The sequence below is a fragment of the Candidatus Sulfurimonas marisnigri genome (genome assembly GCF_015265475.1).
Lineage (GTDB): Bacteria > Campylobacterota > Campylobacteria > Campylobacterales > Sulfurimonadaceae > Sulfurimonas > Sulfurimonas marisnigri.
Genome location: NZ_CP054493.1, coordinates 2253082 through 2266892, shown reverse-complemented (window position 1 = coordinate 2266892; position 13811 = coordinate 2253082). Strand labels below are relative to the sequence as shown.

Annotated in this window: 16 protein-coding genes; 14 read left to right on the top strand and 2 right to left on the bottom strand. The window is 33.8% G+C overall.

The features are described from left to right. The first annotated feature begins 3 nt into the window (after positions 1 to 3). On the top strand, positions 4 to 951 hold the full coding sequence (locus tag HUE87_RS11435; RefSeq protein WP_194366518.1) for a c-type cytochrome: 948 nt from the start codon (positions 4 to 6) through the stop codon (positions 949 to 951). Positions 952 to 1223: 272 nt separating this feature from the next. Here the strand turns inward: HUE87_RS11435 and HUE87_RS11430 are convergent, their stop codons facing one another. Beyond that, positions 1224 to 1685, bottom strand: coding sequence for an RDD family protein (locus HUE87_RS11430; protein WP_194366517.1), 462 nt, complete (start codon positions 1683 to 1685; stop codon positions 1224 to 1226). 275 nt (positions 1686 to 1960) lie between these two features. Here HUE87_RS11430 and HUE87_RS11425 point away from each other — a divergent pair, with 275 nt between their 5' ends. The 5 genes from HUE87_RS11425 to HUE87_RS11405 all read left to right on the top strand — a co-directional run bounded on the left by HUE87_RS11425 (position 1961) and on the right by HUE87_RS11405 (position 6625). After that, the gene (locus HUE87_RS11425) at positions 1961 to 3370 is read left to right on the top strand and encodes a hypothetical protein (protein WP_194366516.1); all 1410 of its coding nucleotides are present in this window, start codon (positions 1961 to 1963) and stop codon (positions 3368 to 3370) included. Positions 3371 to 3548: 178 nt separating this feature from the next. After that, a complete protein-coding gene (locus tag HUE87_RS11420) occupies positions 3549 to 4220 on the top strand; it encodes a hypothetical protein (protein ID WP_194366515.1) in 672 nt (223 codons plus the stop codon). A gap of 14 nt (positions 4221 to 4234) precedes the next feature. Further along, positions 4235 to 5200: a GTP 3',8-cyclase MoaA gene (moaA, locus tag HUE87_RS11415; RefSeq protein ID WP_194366514.1), complete on the top strand. Its 966-nt coding sequence runs from the start codon at positions 4235 to 4237 to the stop codon at positions 5198 to 5200. Further along, positions 5197 to 5958 carry a 7-carboxy-7-deazaguanine synthase QueE gene (locus HUE87_RS11410; protein WP_229855142.1) on the top strand — a complete coding sequence of 254 codons (762 nt, stop codon included), beginning with the start codon at positions 5197 to 5199 and terminating at the stop codon, positions 5956 to 5958. Before moaA ends, HUE87_RS11410 begins: the two co-directional genes overlap by 4 nt. Before the next feature lie 85 nt (positions 5959 to 6043). After that, positions 6044 to 6625: a 6-pyruvoyl trahydropterin synthase family protein gene (locus HUE87_RS11405; RefSeq protein WP_194366513.1), complete on the top strand. Its 582-nt coding sequence runs from the start codon at positions 6044 to 6046 to the stop codon at positions 6623 to 6625. Here HUE87_RS11405 and HUE87_RS11400 read toward each other — a convergent pair. Then, a complete protein-coding gene (locus tag HUE87_RS11400; protein WP_194366512.1) occupies positions 6622 to 7842 on the bottom strand; it encodes a molybdopterin molybdotransferase MoeA in 1221 nt (406 codons plus the stop codon). The genes HUE87_RS11405 and HUE87_RS11400 overlap by 4 nt on opposite strands. Positions 7843 to 7889: 47 nt before the next feature. Here HUE87_RS11400 and HUE87_RS11395 point away from each other — a divergent pair, with 47 nt between their 5' ends. From HUE87_RS11395 to HUE87_RS11360, 8 genes are all read left to right on the top strand, one after another. Continuing rightward, positions 7890 to 8297, top strand: coding sequence for a hypothetical protein (locus HUE87_RS11395; protein WP_194366511.1), 408 nt, complete (start codon positions 7890 to 7892; stop codon positions 8295 to 8297). Then, positions 8288 to 8965 (top strand): 16S rRNA (uracil(1498)-N(3))-methyltransferase, encoded by a 678-nt coding sequence (locus HUE87_RS11390; RefSeq protein WP_229855284.1) that lies wholly within the window; start codon positions 8288 to 8290, stop codon positions 8963 to 8965. The genes HUE87_RS11395 and HUE87_RS11390 overlap by 10 nt, the downstream gene beginning before the upstream one ends. Before the next feature lie 106 nt (positions 8966 to 9071). Further along, positions 9072 to 9272: a 50S ribosomal protein L31 gene (gene rpmE, locus HUE87_RS11385; RefSeq protein ID WP_194366509.1), complete on the top strand. Its 201-nt coding sequence runs from the start codon at positions 9072 to 9074 to the stop codon at positions 9270 to 9272. Positions 9273 to 9281: 9 nt separating this feature from the next. Next, complete coding sequence (gene rsmI, locus HUE87_RS11380; RefSeq protein WP_194366508.1) at positions 9282 to 10097, top strand: 16S rRNA (cytidine(1402)-2'-O)-methyltransferase; 816 nt, start codon at positions 9282 to 9284, stop codon at positions 10095 to 10097. An 81-nt stretch (positions 10098 to 10178) separates the two neighbouring features. Then, on the top strand, positions 10179 to 10859 hold the full coding sequence (rlmB, locus tag HUE87_RS11375) for a 23S rRNA (guanosine(2251)-2'-O)-methyltransferase RlmB (protein ID WP_194366507.1): 681 nt from the start codon (positions 10179 to 10181) through the stop codon (positions 10857 to 10859). Further along, positions 10856 to 11644, top strand: a complete 789-nt coding sequence (locus HUE87_RS11370; protein ID WP_194366506.1) for a hypothetical protein — start codon at positions 10856 to 10858, stop codon at positions 11642 to 11644. Before rlmB ends, HUE87_RS11370 begins: the two co-directional genes overlap by 4 nt. Continuing rightward, on the top strand, positions 11638 to 12519 hold the full coding sequence (locus HUE87_RS11365) for a hypothetical protein (RefSeq protein WP_194366505.1): 882 nt from the start codon (positions 11638 to 11640) through the stop codon (positions 12517 to 12519). Before HUE87_RS11370 ends, HUE87_RS11365 begins: the two co-directional genes overlap by 7 nt. A 70-nt stretch (positions 12520 to 12589) precedes the next feature. Continuing rightward, on the top strand, positions 12590 to 13810 hold the full coding sequence (locus HUE87_RS11360; RefSeq protein ID WP_194366504.1) for an LL-diaminopimelate aminotransferase: 1221 nt from the start codon (positions 12590 to 12592) through the stop codon (positions 13808 to 13810). The last annotated feature ends 1 nt before the right edge of the window (position 13811 follow it).

Genomic DNA, 13811 nt, shown 5'->3' with positions numbered 1-13811 from the left:
CAAATGAAAAATAAAGAACCTTTAATATTAGCAGTAGTTGTTTTCTTCTCACTTGTAACTTATTATTTGGTTGAGCCTTATGCTCACCATGTAATGCATAAGCAAGTAGATAGTGAAAATTTTGCTTACGCTGATTTACCAAGTGTTACTAAAACTGGTAACGCTGCTAATGGAAAAGCATTAGTAACTGGAGCGGCCGCTTGTACAGGTTGTCACTCAATTTCTAAAGATGGTATGCCTGCTCCAATGGATGCGGTTACTGCTGCTGCTAGTTATGGTGTGAACCCACCTGACTTAAGTAATGCAGGTGCTGTTTATGATGTTAAATTTTTAACTGACTTAATTAAAAATCCTGCACATGCTCTAAAAGTTGAGCATAAATTTGACGCAAATAAAGGTCAAATGCACCCAATGGTTCCTTTCTTTGGTGCTGGTGGAGACCTTGACCAAGAAGTTGCAGATATGGTTGCATATTTACAGTCGATTGCTGTTAGTAAAGATGAATTGACTCCTAAAGTTGCATATGAAAATGCTTGTGGTAGATGTCATGCGCTTTCTTATGAAAATTGGACTCAAATTGGTACAAAACCTACGTTCAAACATAAAAAGGATTCTTTGGCATTTGACATTCAAGTGTTAGAATACCAAGATTCTCTTACTAAATATATGGGTAAATTACCTCCAGATTTAAGTATGTATATCCGTTCTCGCGGTGAGCACTATGTAAGCACTTTTATTGAAAATCCTCAAAACCACTTAGCTGGTACTGCAATGCCAAGAGTTGGTGTTACAGCTGATTCTGCTGAGAAAGTTATTGAGCATCTTAAAGATGCTGGTGATACTAAAAGAGCTGAGAGAGAATCAGTTGGTCAAAATGTAATGTGGTACATCTTAATCTTTGCTATCTTTGCTTATCTTTGGAAAAGATCGGTTTGGAAAGAGTTACATTAGTTATTCCCGTAAAAGAGAGTAATCTCTTTTACTCCGCTTTGACCGCTGTGGTCACTGAAGCTTGCCTCTCTTGAGGCAGACTTGTTTACTTCAACACTTTATAAATCACTTAAAACACTTTTACATCCTCAAGCTATTTAAACAATTAATATATAACTGGTTTTATAAGACTATCTTTCCCGTAGTTCCAAATATAGTTTAGGTAAGCTTAAAGTAGGTAGATTTCGTTTCTCCCCATATTTTTAATGGGGAGTCTGCATTTAATTAAGTAGTTAGTCTTTTTTCTCTATTACAACAATGGTTCCACAAATTAAATCATGTAGACTTTTTTTGTCTTTTCTGTAAAAAGGAAGAAAAAGTCCTAAAAGTGTTGATGCGGTAAACAAAAAAGCTATAAATCTGCAAACAGCTCTAAAAAAACTAATTAACTCACCCTTTTTATCATCAACTACTTTTATTTCGTAAGCTTTCTTCCCCGGAGTCTGTCCAAACTTACTTAATAGAATCGCATATATTAGACCATAAATTGATACACCAATAAAAGGGGCAAGTTGTGATGACTGAAAATCATCTTTACCATCCATAAAAACATAGGCAATCAAATATAAAATTGGAGCATATATCATAAACATATCTGTAATAAATGCTTTTACTCTATGTGTGTAAGAAGCATACATATACTTCACAGCAGTTTTTTTAACTTTTTTTTGTCTTTTAAGTGTTCTGAATTTCATATTATAATTATAACAAATATTATCTGATTTTATAACAAATCAAATCTAATAAATAAAATAATCCTTAATTTATACATTTAATGAAAAAAGTAAACAAAATGCAAACAAAATCGTATAATTTAAACTAAAATTAAAAAAACTAATGTAAGATATGTGAAGTAAAATTAGTTATCGTGTTTGAGAAGTGATAGCAAAGTGACTTAGAGAGGGTCATTTCGCTATCACTTCTCAATTAATCTATAATGAGTGATATTTAAACAAAACAGGAGAAATACATGAAAAAAACTTTAGTATCTTTGGCGGCAGCGTCATTATTGGTAACTTCAGCAGTAGCTGCAGATAAGGGAATAGATATCGTAACAACTGGTCAAGCAGTTCTTTACTATGAGACACACTCAGACAATGGTACTAGTGGTGATTTATTTGGTCATACTGATGCACAAAGTCCTGGTGTTCCAGGAGCAGCTGGAATTCCAAATTCAGAAATTCAATTTGGTGTTCAGTTAGGCTTAGATGCTGACCTTGGAAATAACTTTACTTTTGGTTCTGAGATTCAATACAAGGGTACTGCAAGTTTAGATAAAAATACTGGTACTGATAGACAAGGAGTTACTACTAGAAGTGCTAATAGTACTATAGCTGATGAGATTGCTTTATCTCAGATGAATATTACTAAAAAGATTGGTAATACAACTGTAAAAGTTGGTCGTCAACAACTTCCAAAATCACTTTCTCCTTTTGCATATACAGAGGGTTGGAATGTATTTAAAAATAGTTTTGATGCAGTATTAGTTGTAAATACTGATTTACCAAACACAACTTTAGTTGCTTCATCTGTTGGTGAAAGTAATGCAGTTGCACCATTTGGTACTACAGCTTTTAGTAATTTAAATGTAGGCTCTCGTGTAGGTTCAGAAAATAGTGGACTTAGATACCATGGTAATATTTATTTATTGACTGCTCAAAATAAATCACTTCCAAATACTACTATTACAGCATCTTATTATGACTTAGGTAATATTCGAGATATAGCAGGTACAACAGGATTTGGTAGTGCTAGCATTCTTTGGGGTGATGTTGCAATAGGTGGTAAAGATTTACCAATGGGTCTTAAAGTAGGTCTTCAAGGCGGTTCTATATCTTTAGATACAAATGCTGGTCTTGACGCTGTATTAGGTCATGCTGCAAAAGATACAACAGCATTTGGTGTAAAGGCATCAATTAAGCCAATGGACGCATTAACGCTAACAGCATTATATACTTCAGTTAATGATGGAACAGTAGCAATTACAAATGCTGGTACAGGTGTAAAATCTCCACTTTATTCTCAAATGGTATATAATCAACTTAACATCGCTAAAGATGCAGACACTGTAGTTGTAAAAGCTGCTTATAGTCTTGGTGATATGGGTACAATTATCGCTCAATATGGTATGACTTCTGCTGGCAAGGAAAACCTTGAGTCTATTAATCCAGATCCTGTAACTGGTACAGAATGTGATTATAATGAGTTTGACTTAATGTACAAACTTAAAGCTGGTGGAGTTCAATACTTTGCTGCATTAATAGTGCGTGACTGGGATCAAAAATCAACAACTATGGCATCTGGTGGGGACCATTTATTGGTTACTACTGGTAGTGATTCAGATACAAGAGTTCGTCTTTGGGCTCGTTACAGCTTTTAATAGTTATCTAACTTAAAAAGTTTCTAGACAAACTTAATTTCCAAGCTTTTGCTTGGAAATACTTATTTTTACTTCCCAAATCACACTCTGCAAATATTTTTTATAATCTACTTCGTAATATATGAAATTTAAGCTTTTTGTGTATAATACACCACTTATAAACCAAAGGCTTAACAATATGAAAAACTTACTTTTAAAATCAACCATACTTCTTATACTGCTGGTATTCACGGCTTGTAGCTCTAAAGTGGCGTTTGCAAAACAAGAACCTCTTCAAGGTGCTTCACTTGTTTATGTTTATGTTCCACAATTTGTCAGTACAGGTGAGAACGGCAATATGGGAAGTTATAAAATCCGCATTAACAATAAAAGAGTTGAGAGTAAAATATTTGAAGGTGAATATCAGGTTTTCAATCTAAAACCTGAAAAAATATCAATCTCTGTAACAAAAGATGGCATTGAAGAGAGAAAGTTGCAGATGGACTTTAAAGAGGGTGAGAGCTACTACCTTAGAGTTATTAACGATGTACAAAACAACAACTTCTCTTTTGTCCAAGCTGAGAAGGGTGTAGCCTTAAAAGAGATAGCAAAAACAGGGCTCTCAGGTTCAAGAGCTATTGAGCTTGACAATATAATAACAGAGTTAGTAACTCCTGATGAAAAACAAGAGAGTACGCCTATAGTATCTGCTCCACTTGCACCAAAGCCAGCTGTACAAAAGGTGCAGATAGAGACTCTTACGACTTCATCTAAAATGGACGAAGTAAAAAAAGCTTATCAGCTAAAAGTTGATGGAATATTGAGTGAAGATGAATTTACAAAACTAAAAGCTGAGATATTAGCTAAATAAAGAAGAAGATAATTATGTTAATTGATAGCTATGACAGGGTAGTTGACTACCTAAGAGTCTCCGTAACAGAGCGTTGTAACTTTAGATGTCAGTACTGTATGCCGGAAAAACCATTCTCTTGGGTTCCAAAAGAGAACCTACTTAGTTTTGAAGAACTGTTTTTGTTTATGAAAATAGCAATAGATGAGGGTGTTAAAAAAATCCGCATAACAGGCGGGGAACCACTTCTGCGAGAAGATTTAGACAAGTTTATTAAGATGATTTACGACTATGAACCGAGTATTGATTTAGCTATGACAACTAACGCATTTTTACTAAAAGGTGCTGCACAGAGACTAAAAGATGCAGGATTGAGACGTATAAATGTCAGTATAGACACTTTAAAGCCAGAGACTGCACACAGAATTGCGGCAAAAGATGTTTTGAAAAATGTTCTAGCTGGTGTTGAAGAGGCAAGAAGAGTCGGTCTTAAAGTCAAAGTAAATATGGTTCCCATGAAGAACATGAATGCTGATGAAATTGTAGATGTACTAGAGTATTGTAAAGAGCGCGACATGTCTATACGCTTTATAGAGTATATGGAGAACCAACATGCTTCTAAAGATATAAGCGGACTTAAATCAGATGAACTTTTAGAGCGATTAAGAGAGCATTACGAGTTTACAGATGATGGTTTTGACGGCTCGTCGCCTTCACATTACTACACAATGAAAGATGGGTACAGATTTGGTATTATAGAGCCTTATGCAGATGATTTTTGTAAAAAGTGCAACCGTATTCGTCTTACTGCTGAGGGTAATCTTATCCCATGTCTATATTTTGATGAGGCACTGAGTATTGGCAAAGCTATAAAAGCTGGTGATATTAATGCTGCTGCAGAAGTTTTAAGAGAAGTTGTAAGAACAAAACCTGAAAAAAATCGTTGGGGTGGTGAAGATGGTGAGAGTTCATCCCGTGCTTTTTACGAAACAGGCGGATGATGATATACCTAGTTGAACACTTTTACTCCATTCAGGGTGAAGGTCGCTACACTGGGACTCCTTCATTGTTCTTTCGCTTTGGCGGCTGCAATATGAAATGTGAAGGTTTTGCCTGCGAAGAGACTCTCTCAGATGGCACAAAACTTCTTGGCTGTGACACTATTTATGCAGTTAACAGAGAACACTTCTCTAAAAATTGGATACCAATCAATAAATCAAATGAGCTTTTAAATGTTTTAGATGAGTACAAACTGCCTCCACATGTAGATGTTGTTTTAACTGGCGGAGAACCACTGATATATGCAAATGAGCCTATTTTTATTGAGTTTTTAAATGCTCTACATGTAGCGGGTCATAGAGTTACTTTTGAGACAAACGGATCTCTACATGTAGATTTTCTTAAGTATCCAGTATATAAAGAGTGTATCTTTGCTTTGTCTGTCAAATTGTCTAACTCAAACGAGCCTTTATCTAAGCGTATAAGAGGTGATGTTATAAGTTCTATTACTTCAAATGCTAAAGAGTCTTTTTTTAAGTTCAGTATTGGTGCATCATCGATTAACAGAGATTTACAAGAAGAGATAACTAGTATACTTTTGCATGCACCAAAAACAAAGGTTTATTGTATGCCACTTGGTGGAAGCAAGCTTGAAGTAGAATCTAACAGTGAACCTCTTATAGAGTTTTGCAAACTAAAAGGGTACAATTTTAGTGACAGACTTCATATGAGAATATGGGACAAAGAAAAGGGAGTGTAAACTCCATCTTGCCAATAGGCAAAGCTTAAGTGACTGAATAAAATGTGGACTTGTTCAGATTTTATGAGATTAATAGGATATATATATGATTATAAGAAAACTTTTTAAATTTGAGAACGTTCATATAGTGAGAGGTTGCTCAACTGTAAGATGCAGAAGTTCACTTCATGGACACTCCTACAAGATTGAACTACTTTTTGAATCTAACTTTTTAGATAATGCACAAATGGTTTATGACTTTGGACTAATGAAACAAAATATGAAAGCTTTTATTGACTGTTTTGATCATGCTGTAACTATTTGGGACAAAGATGAACTAGAATATATAGAGGATATGAAAAAATACTCAGACAGATGGGTTCAGCTTCCAGTGTCTCCTTCAGCAGAGCAGTTTTCTCGTGTTATATTTGTTATGATTGACAGAATTCTAAAGTTAACCGAAACTGTAAATGGCGAGAGAGAAGTAAAGCTAAATAGTATTATTGTTCATGAAACAGATACAGGATATGCGCAATGTTTTGCAGAGGATGCCTACTCTGAAAATATGGGAATAATTAACCTAGATGATATTATATTCAGTAATGAGATTAGAAATGACTGGAATGATTTTGAATTATGGGAAAAAATCAAAAGAGGCGAGAGTTTTATAAACCCTCTTAGTGTTTAGTTACTGCTAACTAAATCACTACTCTCTTTTGAGGTGAAATAAAACCTTGTTGGAATTATTTTTACACTGGCCTCTTTTGTCAAAAAGTCAACACTATTATCAATAATTATATAACTATTTGAAGTCGCCAATGGAGATATCATCCCCGGTGAAAACTTCTCATACGGAGCAAATGAGTTACCATCAAAAAAACCAGGTACCAATGTTCTTCTTCCCTTTTTTAACTTATAGTCAGTTTGCATCTTTGTCTCTATTGCGTTTAAATATTTAGACTCATCACCGCTTAATGCCAATAAAATGCTCTGTCCAAATAGTTCAAAGTTCAGTGCAGCAGCTAATGGGTTTCCGGGGAGATTTAAAACACATGTATTTCCAATTTTCCCGAAAGTTGTAGGTTTGCCAGGTTTTATCTCTATTTTATCAAAAAATATTTCATAGCCAAATGCTCCAAATGCCTCTTTTGTAAAGTCTGCATCTCCAACACTAACTCCTCCACTTGTAACGATTAGGTCGCAATCAAGTGCGCTTTTTATGTGAAGGTGAATATCTTCAAGTGAATCGTGAGCTGTTCCTATAAACTCAACCTCACAACCAAGCTCAAGTGCACGTGAATAAAATGTTGGACTGTTTGTATTGTAAAGTTGATATGACTCAACACTCTCAAAGTGCATTTTTAACTCATTACCTGAAGCGAAGATAGCAACTTTAGGTTTTTTATATACTTTTACATGTGAAATACCTTGAGAAGCCAACAAGGTAATGTGATGGGCATGAATTCTTTGACCTTTATGCAGAAGTTTATACCCACTTTTAATGTCCTCACCGCAAAAACGAATATGTCTATTTTTATACAGATTTTCTGGCAGTACAATGCCAGCATTAGACTCTGTGACATCCTCAATGGGAACTATGCACTCAGTACCAAATGGTATCTTTGCGCCTGTCATTATTTTTATAGCAAATCCAGACTCTAGCTCATCTTTTGAATCATCACCAGCAAAAATAGTATGAGTAACTTTTGCTAATTTTCCAGCATCTGCAACTTTTACGGCGTAGCCGTCCATTGCAGAATTGTCATAAGATGGAAGGTTGTGCTTTGCAACTATATCTTCACATAAAACATAACCAAGAAGTTGTTCAAGTGGTAATATTTTTAGTGATTTATTTGGTGTATTTTTGTAAATAAGTTCTAGTGCTTCTTCGATTGTTACAGCCATTGCCCGCCTTTTAGCAAAAATTATAATAATTATAGTAAAATTTCACTATGAATGAAATGTATGATATGAGTATTGTAACACATAACTACGGTGTTATGTCTGTTTTGGGTGTGATTTTAATCAATGTTTTTATGCTTTTGCGTGCGAAGGATATAACTAAATATAGAAGATTTATGAGACTTTTTATGCCGATAGGCTCAATAGCTATTAGTGTAATTATTTTTACAGGTATTGTTATGATGGCGGCAAAACATCTTGAGTTTACTTTAGCAAATATTGCTATGATAATTTTTGCACTAGCCATAATAGTCTTGGAAGTAAAACGTTCATCTAGATTGAAATACTTAAATAAAAAAGAGCAAAATGCTTTTAGTGAGTATAAAATTTTTGCATTAAAGGTTTTATTTCTAGAAGTACTAGTAACGTTAAGTATCTCTTTTTGGATGTGGATTTGACCTATACCTTTAACGATGATGCAGGTAAAGAGTCTTTACATGTAAAAGGGGAACTTTACAAATATTTAGTTAAAGTAAGACGTCACTGTGAAGGGGATGAACTTAGTTTTCGCTCAAGAACAGATATGAAAAATCTACATACATACAGAGTTGTACATGTAGAACCAAAAGTATTAGAACTTTCTCTTATCTCCTCTGAAATAAAAGAGATTAAAAGTAAAAATTTTTTACATGTTGCATGGTGCATTATTGATTCAAATTCAATAGAGAAAGTTCTCCCCTCGTTATGTGAGATAGGTGTGGAAAAAATCTCTTTTATATCGTGCTCTAGAAGTCAAAAAAATTTCAAGCTAGATTTTAAAAGGTTTGAGAGGATTATAGAAGCGTCAATGCAGCAAAGCGGAAGAAGCTCCTATCTAGAGTTTGATACATATAAAAATATAAAAGATTTTATAGATGAATTCCCGAAAACGAAGGTTTTTGACTTTTGTGATAATACTTTAAATGGCGGTGCTGAGTTTGAAACTGTTTTGATTGGTTGCGAAGGTGGTTTTTCGCAGGATGAAAAAGAGTTTCTAAGTAAACAAGAGAACTTTAGACTCTCCACTTCAATGGTGTTGCGCTCTGAAAGTGCTGTTATGGCAGTGGCTAGCAAGATACTACTATAAGTTTAAGATAATTTTTGGTACAATTCCAATTGAAAAAATCCGCACCCATACGGATTAAAAAAATATATAGATATTCGCACATAAACGAGTATCAAAAGGCAAAAAAATGAAAAAAGATCTTCACCCTAACTTTGTAGCTTGTACTGTAACTTGTGCATGTGGAAACAGCTTTCAAAATAAAGCTGCTCAAGATACACTAAGAATCGATATTTGTAATGAATGTCACCCATTCTTTACAGGTTCTGAGAGAATGGTAGATACAGCTGGTAGAATTGAGAAATTCAACAAGCGTTACGCTAAAGACTAGATTTAACAAATGCTATCCCTTGTTCCAACTCCGATTGGAAATATAGGAGATATTTCTCTTAGAGCTATAGAAGCTTTAAGAGATGCAGACATACTCCTTTGCGAAGATACTCGCGTTACAAAAAAACTTATCCACATTTTAAAAGAGCGATACGAAACTTCTTTTAAAGAGAATCAAAGATTTATACCACTTCACTCACACAATGAAAAAGATTTTATAAATGGACTTGAACCATCTTTTTTTAATGAAAATATTGTATATGCAAGTGATGCTGGAATGCCTGGAATCAGCGATCCTGGACAAGCTTTGGTAAAATATTGTCAAGAAAATGAAGTAGAGTATGATGTTCTCCCTGGTGCAAATGCACTTCTTACAGCCTTTGTTGCGAGTGGATTTATTGAAACAAAGATGTTGTTTTGGGGCTTTTTACCTCATAAAGGTCAAGATAGAGCAGCTTCACTTCAAGGTGCGCTAAATAGTGGATTTACTACAATTGTTTATGAATCACCGCATAGATTAGAGAAGTTTTTAAAAGAGCTATCAATAGAAGAGTCTTCGAGAAAAATATTTTTAGCAAAAGAGCTTACAAAAAAGTTTCAAAATTACTATTTTGGAACTGCTGATGAGTGCCTTTTAAAGCTTAATAGTAATTTTCGTGGAGAATGGGTTGTTGTGATTGAAGCAGGTGCTATTCATAATAGTAGTGCAATAAGTCAAAATGATATTTTAGAGCTCGATATTCCTAAGAAAACTCAGGCAAAACTCATTTGTAAAATAACTGGCGAAAATACTAAAGCTTGCTATCAAAGACTGCTTGAAATATAATATTTCCTATCAAATATCAACTTTTATAATAAAAAACGATATAAAACTTTTTTTTTAATTTTTTTTAGATAGAATGTCCTCATGTTAATTTATGCAAAACAACCAATCAATTATATTATAAGTAAGCATCCTGAAAAAATCAAGATTTTATATCTTGCCAAAGAGATGGATAAAAAAGAGTACTCAAAACTAATGAAAATGGGTTTTGAGATAAAAAGAATACCGGCAGATGCTGCAGGTAAAATGTGTAAGAATGCTTCTCATCAAGGAATATTGGCTGAGGTTGATGAATATGAACTCAAAGATTATAAAACATTTTTAAATCACGAGTTTGTACTTGTCTTATCAGGCTTAACAGATATAGGAAACATAGGTGCCATTGTAAGAAGTGCCTATGCACTGGGTGTTGACAGTATTATTGCATGTGGGGTTAAAAAACTTCCATTTGAAGCAATACTAAGAACAAGCACTGGTGCTCTGTTTGACATGCCTTTTGCAATAGAGACAAATGTTCATGATGTTATGAATGATCTTAAAACATCTGGTTTTACTACTTATGGTGCTGATATGGGTGGATTAGATATAAGAGATGTAAAGCCAAAACAAAAAAGAGCACTATTCTTAGGAAGCGAGGGTGACGGACTTACTGATAGAGTCGTCTCTAAATTAGATGAAGTAGTAAGTATAAAAATGTCACATGAGTTTGATTCTTTAAATGTTAGTGTTGCCGGAGCTATTTTAATGGATAGGATGCGAATATGAAAAAAGGGTGTGAAGTATTAAAAGAAGTTGGTGCTCAAAAAATACATGAGGCCACCCATATTTCAAGAGAATATGTCCAAGCTATTTTACATGAAAGCTTTGAAGGTATGACTAGAGTACAGCTATTTGGCTTTATATCCATCTTTGAGCGTGAGTATTCTGTTGACTTAAGTGAACTTAAAAGCAGAGCAGAAGAATATTTTAATATTATTACTCCCCAAGTTAACGAAGAAAACCGTACTAAAGTTTTTCTGCCTTCTAATAAAAAAAGAAATTTAGCTCCAATATATATAGGGGTTGCAATAGCAATTTTTGTTGCATTCGCTCTTTTAAATATAAAATCAATAAACAGTAAAGAGTCAAAAAATACTAAAGTTGACAACAGTGTAATAAATAGTGCTAAAAGTAATATTACGTTAGATATAAAAGATGAAAACAGTTCGACAATTGAGAAAGTAGAATCAACAAAGGAAGTAACTATAATAGATGATTCTAAAAATGAAGCAATCTCTTTTAAAATTATTCCAAGAGCTAAAGTATGGTTAGGCTACATCGACTTAAGTACACATAAAAAAAATCAAACAATTTTTTCCGATGAATTCAGCTTGGATCCAAGCAAAGAGTGGCTTTTAGCATTTGGGCATGGACATATAAATATTGAAATCAATGGAGTTGTTACAGAGTATAAAGATCCTAAAACAGTAAGATTTTTATATAAAGATGCAGAGCTAAAAAAGTTAAATTTTGAAGAGTTTAGGAGTTTAAATAGAGGAAATATATGGTAAAAATATTTTTAGTAATTGCGCTATTTTTCTCTTTTTCTGCAGCTGCTGAGATCAAAAACAAAGAGACACATATATCAAAATCAGAAAATCTTTTAACAGCAAAAATTAAATCTTTTATTGGAGAAGCAGCATTTAAAAAAGATAGAGCATATATAGATATTATTTTTTCTCCAAAAGAAGATTACTACATAAATGATGGCAGAGTTGATTCTGTTAAAGTTATACAAACTCTTAAAGAAAATGGTATTTTAAATCTATTTTTTAAGGAGCCATGTGAAATAAACATTAGTTTTAAAACAGATGGCCCACCTCTATTTTTTGTTAAAATTATGAGTGATTCACTTCAAAATATAGGCTATTACAGATATGTAACAAAAGAGTCAAATTTAAAAGCATCTGAGTTTACTTGGCAGATAAGTTTGACTTCCGAATATGCAGCAGATCCTCTTATTTTATCGCAAGAGTTAAGTAAAAGTGGTTGTGAAATTGTAGATATTATAAGAGAATCTGAAACAGATTGGACCTATGTTGTTAATATGCAAAAAGCTAAGCTTGACACAAAAGTTCTTGAAGATGGAGAGGAGTTGGAACTAAAGAGGTCTCTTTACTCATATTGGCTAGATGTCTCAAAAATTAAAAAATTAAGAATTTCCAGCTCACATAGAAATAGCTGGTACCCATATATTGCTTATTATGATAAATCATTAAACTTATTAAGGGTTCTAAAAAAAGACGTAAAGAGAAGAAGAATAACTTTAGATATGAAAGAAAACACATATTATATAAAGATTTCTGATATATATACTCTGAAAAATATAAAAGATGCTTTGATGTTAACATCAATTGGCGTAAGAGAAGCATTTCCTAAGCAGTAAAATAAAGTTTATTATCCTTTTATAAACATTTTTAGCTAAAATACCATTAATATTTTTACAGGAAATTTTGATGTTTGATGAAATACAGTTTGACAAGATGAAAAGATTACCAAAGTATGTTTTCGCTGAGGTAAATGAGCTTAAAATGGCTGAGCGTAGAGCGGGTGCTGATGTTATAGATTTTTCTATGGGTAATCCGGATGGGGACACTCCTGAGCACATACGAGAAAAACTTATAGAATCTGCCCAGAAAACAAAAACTCATGGTTATTCAACATCAAAAGGTATTCCTAAGCTTCTAATGGCAATCTCTGATTGGTATAAAAGAAGATATGATTGTGACTTAGACCCAATGACAGAGTGCGTTGCTACTATGGGTTCAAAAGAGGGCTATGCTCACTTGACTTATGCAGTTACAAATCCAGGTGATACGGCTGTTGTACCTGATCCTACATACCCTATCCATGAGTACTCTTTTATCTTAGCAGGAGGAAATGTTGTTAAGTTTGGAATAGAGTTTGATGAACACTACAGACTTGATGAAGATAAATTTTTTATTGATTTGGATAGAGTTTTTAAAGAGACTTCTCCAAAACCAAAGTATGTGTTGGTAAACTTTCCTCATAACCCAACAACTGTAACAGTAACGCAAGAGTTCTATGTAAGATTAGTTGCAATGGCTAAAGAGAAAAGGTTTTATGTTATCTCTGATATAGCATATGGAGATATAACTTTTGATGGTTATGTTACTCCTTCTATTATGAGCGTTCCAGGAGCAAAAGATGTTGCAGTTGAGAGTTTTACTCTTTCTAAAAGTTACAATATGGCTGGATGGCGTGTTGGCTTCTTTGTTGGAAACAAAAAGTTAATCGGCGCACTTCAAAAGATAAAATCTTGGCTAGATTATGGAATGTTTACTCCTATTCAGGTTGCAGCTACAGTCGCACTAAATGGAGATCAGCAGTGCGTGAAAGACATTACAGATAAGTATGACCATAGACAAGGCGTTTTACTTGAAGCATTTGAGAGAGCTGGTTGGAAAATTAATAAAAACGAAGCTAGTATGTTCGTTTGGGCTAAGCTTCCAGAGTGTGTTGAACATTTAGGCTCTTTAGAATTCTCAAAAAGACTTTTAGTAGAAGCTGGTGTTGCAGTAGCTCCAGGTATTGGTTTTGGTGCTTATGGTGAGAACTATGTTCGTATAGCTCTTATAGAAAATGACAATCGTATACGTCAGGCAGCTAGAAATATTAAAGAGTTTTTAAAACAGTTTCAAGAGGAAGAGAAGTAGT

Coding starts and splice junctions, on each gene's coding strand:
- rpmE (WP_194366509.1), top strand. CDS start 9,072: ATGAAAAAAGATCTTCACCCTAACTTTGTAGCTTGTACTGTAACTTGT.
- HUE87_RS11420 (WP_194366515.1), top strand. CDS start 3,549: ATGAAAAACTTACTTTTAAAATCAACCATACTTCTTATACTGCTGGTA.
- HUE87_RS11430 (WP_194366517.1), bottom strand. CDS start 1,685: ATGAAATTCAGAACACTTAAAAGACAAAAAAAAGTTAAAAAAACTGCT.
- HUE87_RS11425 (WP_194366516.1), top strand. CDS start 1,961: ATGAAAAAAACTTTAGTATCTTTGGCGGCAGCGTCATTATTGGTAACT.
- HUE87_RS11435 (WP_194366518.1), top strand. CDS start 4: ATGAAAAATAAAGAACCTTTAATATTAGCAGTAGTTGTTTTCTTCTCA.
- HUE87_RS11405 (WP_194366513.1), top strand. CDS start 6,044: ATGATTATAAGAAAACTTTTTAAATTTGAGAACGTTCATATAGTGAGA.
- HUE87_RS11400 (WP_194366512.1), bottom strand. CDS start 7,842: ATGGCTGTAACAATCGAAGAAGCACTAGAACTTATTTACAAAAATACA.
- HUE87_RS11365 (WP_194366505.1), top strand. CDS start 11,638: ATGGTAAAAATATTTTTAGTAATTGCGCTATTTTTCTCTTTTTCTGCA.
- HUE87_RS11410 (WP_229855142.1), top strand. CDS start 5,197: ATGATGATATACCTAGTTGAACACTTTTACTCCATTCAGGGTGAAGGT.
- HUE87_RS11370 (WP_194366506.1), top strand. CDS start 10,856: ATGAAAAAAGGGTGTGAAGTATTAAAAGAAGTTGGTGCTCAAAAAATA.
- moaA (WP_194366514.1), top strand. CDS start 4,235: ATGTTAATTGATAGCTATGACAGGGTAGTTGACTACCTAAGAGTCTCC.
- rsmI (WP_194366508.1), top strand. CDS start 9,282: ATGCTATCCCTTGTTCCAACTCCGATTGGAAATATAGGAGATATTTCT.
- HUE87_RS11360 (WP_194366504.1), top strand. CDS start 12,590: ATGTTTGATGAAATACAGTTTGACAAGATGAAAAGATTACCAAAGTAT.
- rlmB (WP_194366507.1), top strand. CDS start 10,179: ATGTTAATTTATGCAAAACAACCAATCAATTATATTATAAGTAAGCAT.
- HUE87_RS11395 (WP_194366511.1), top strand. CDS start 7,890: ATGAATGAAATGTATGATATGAGTATTGTAACACATAACTACGGTGTT.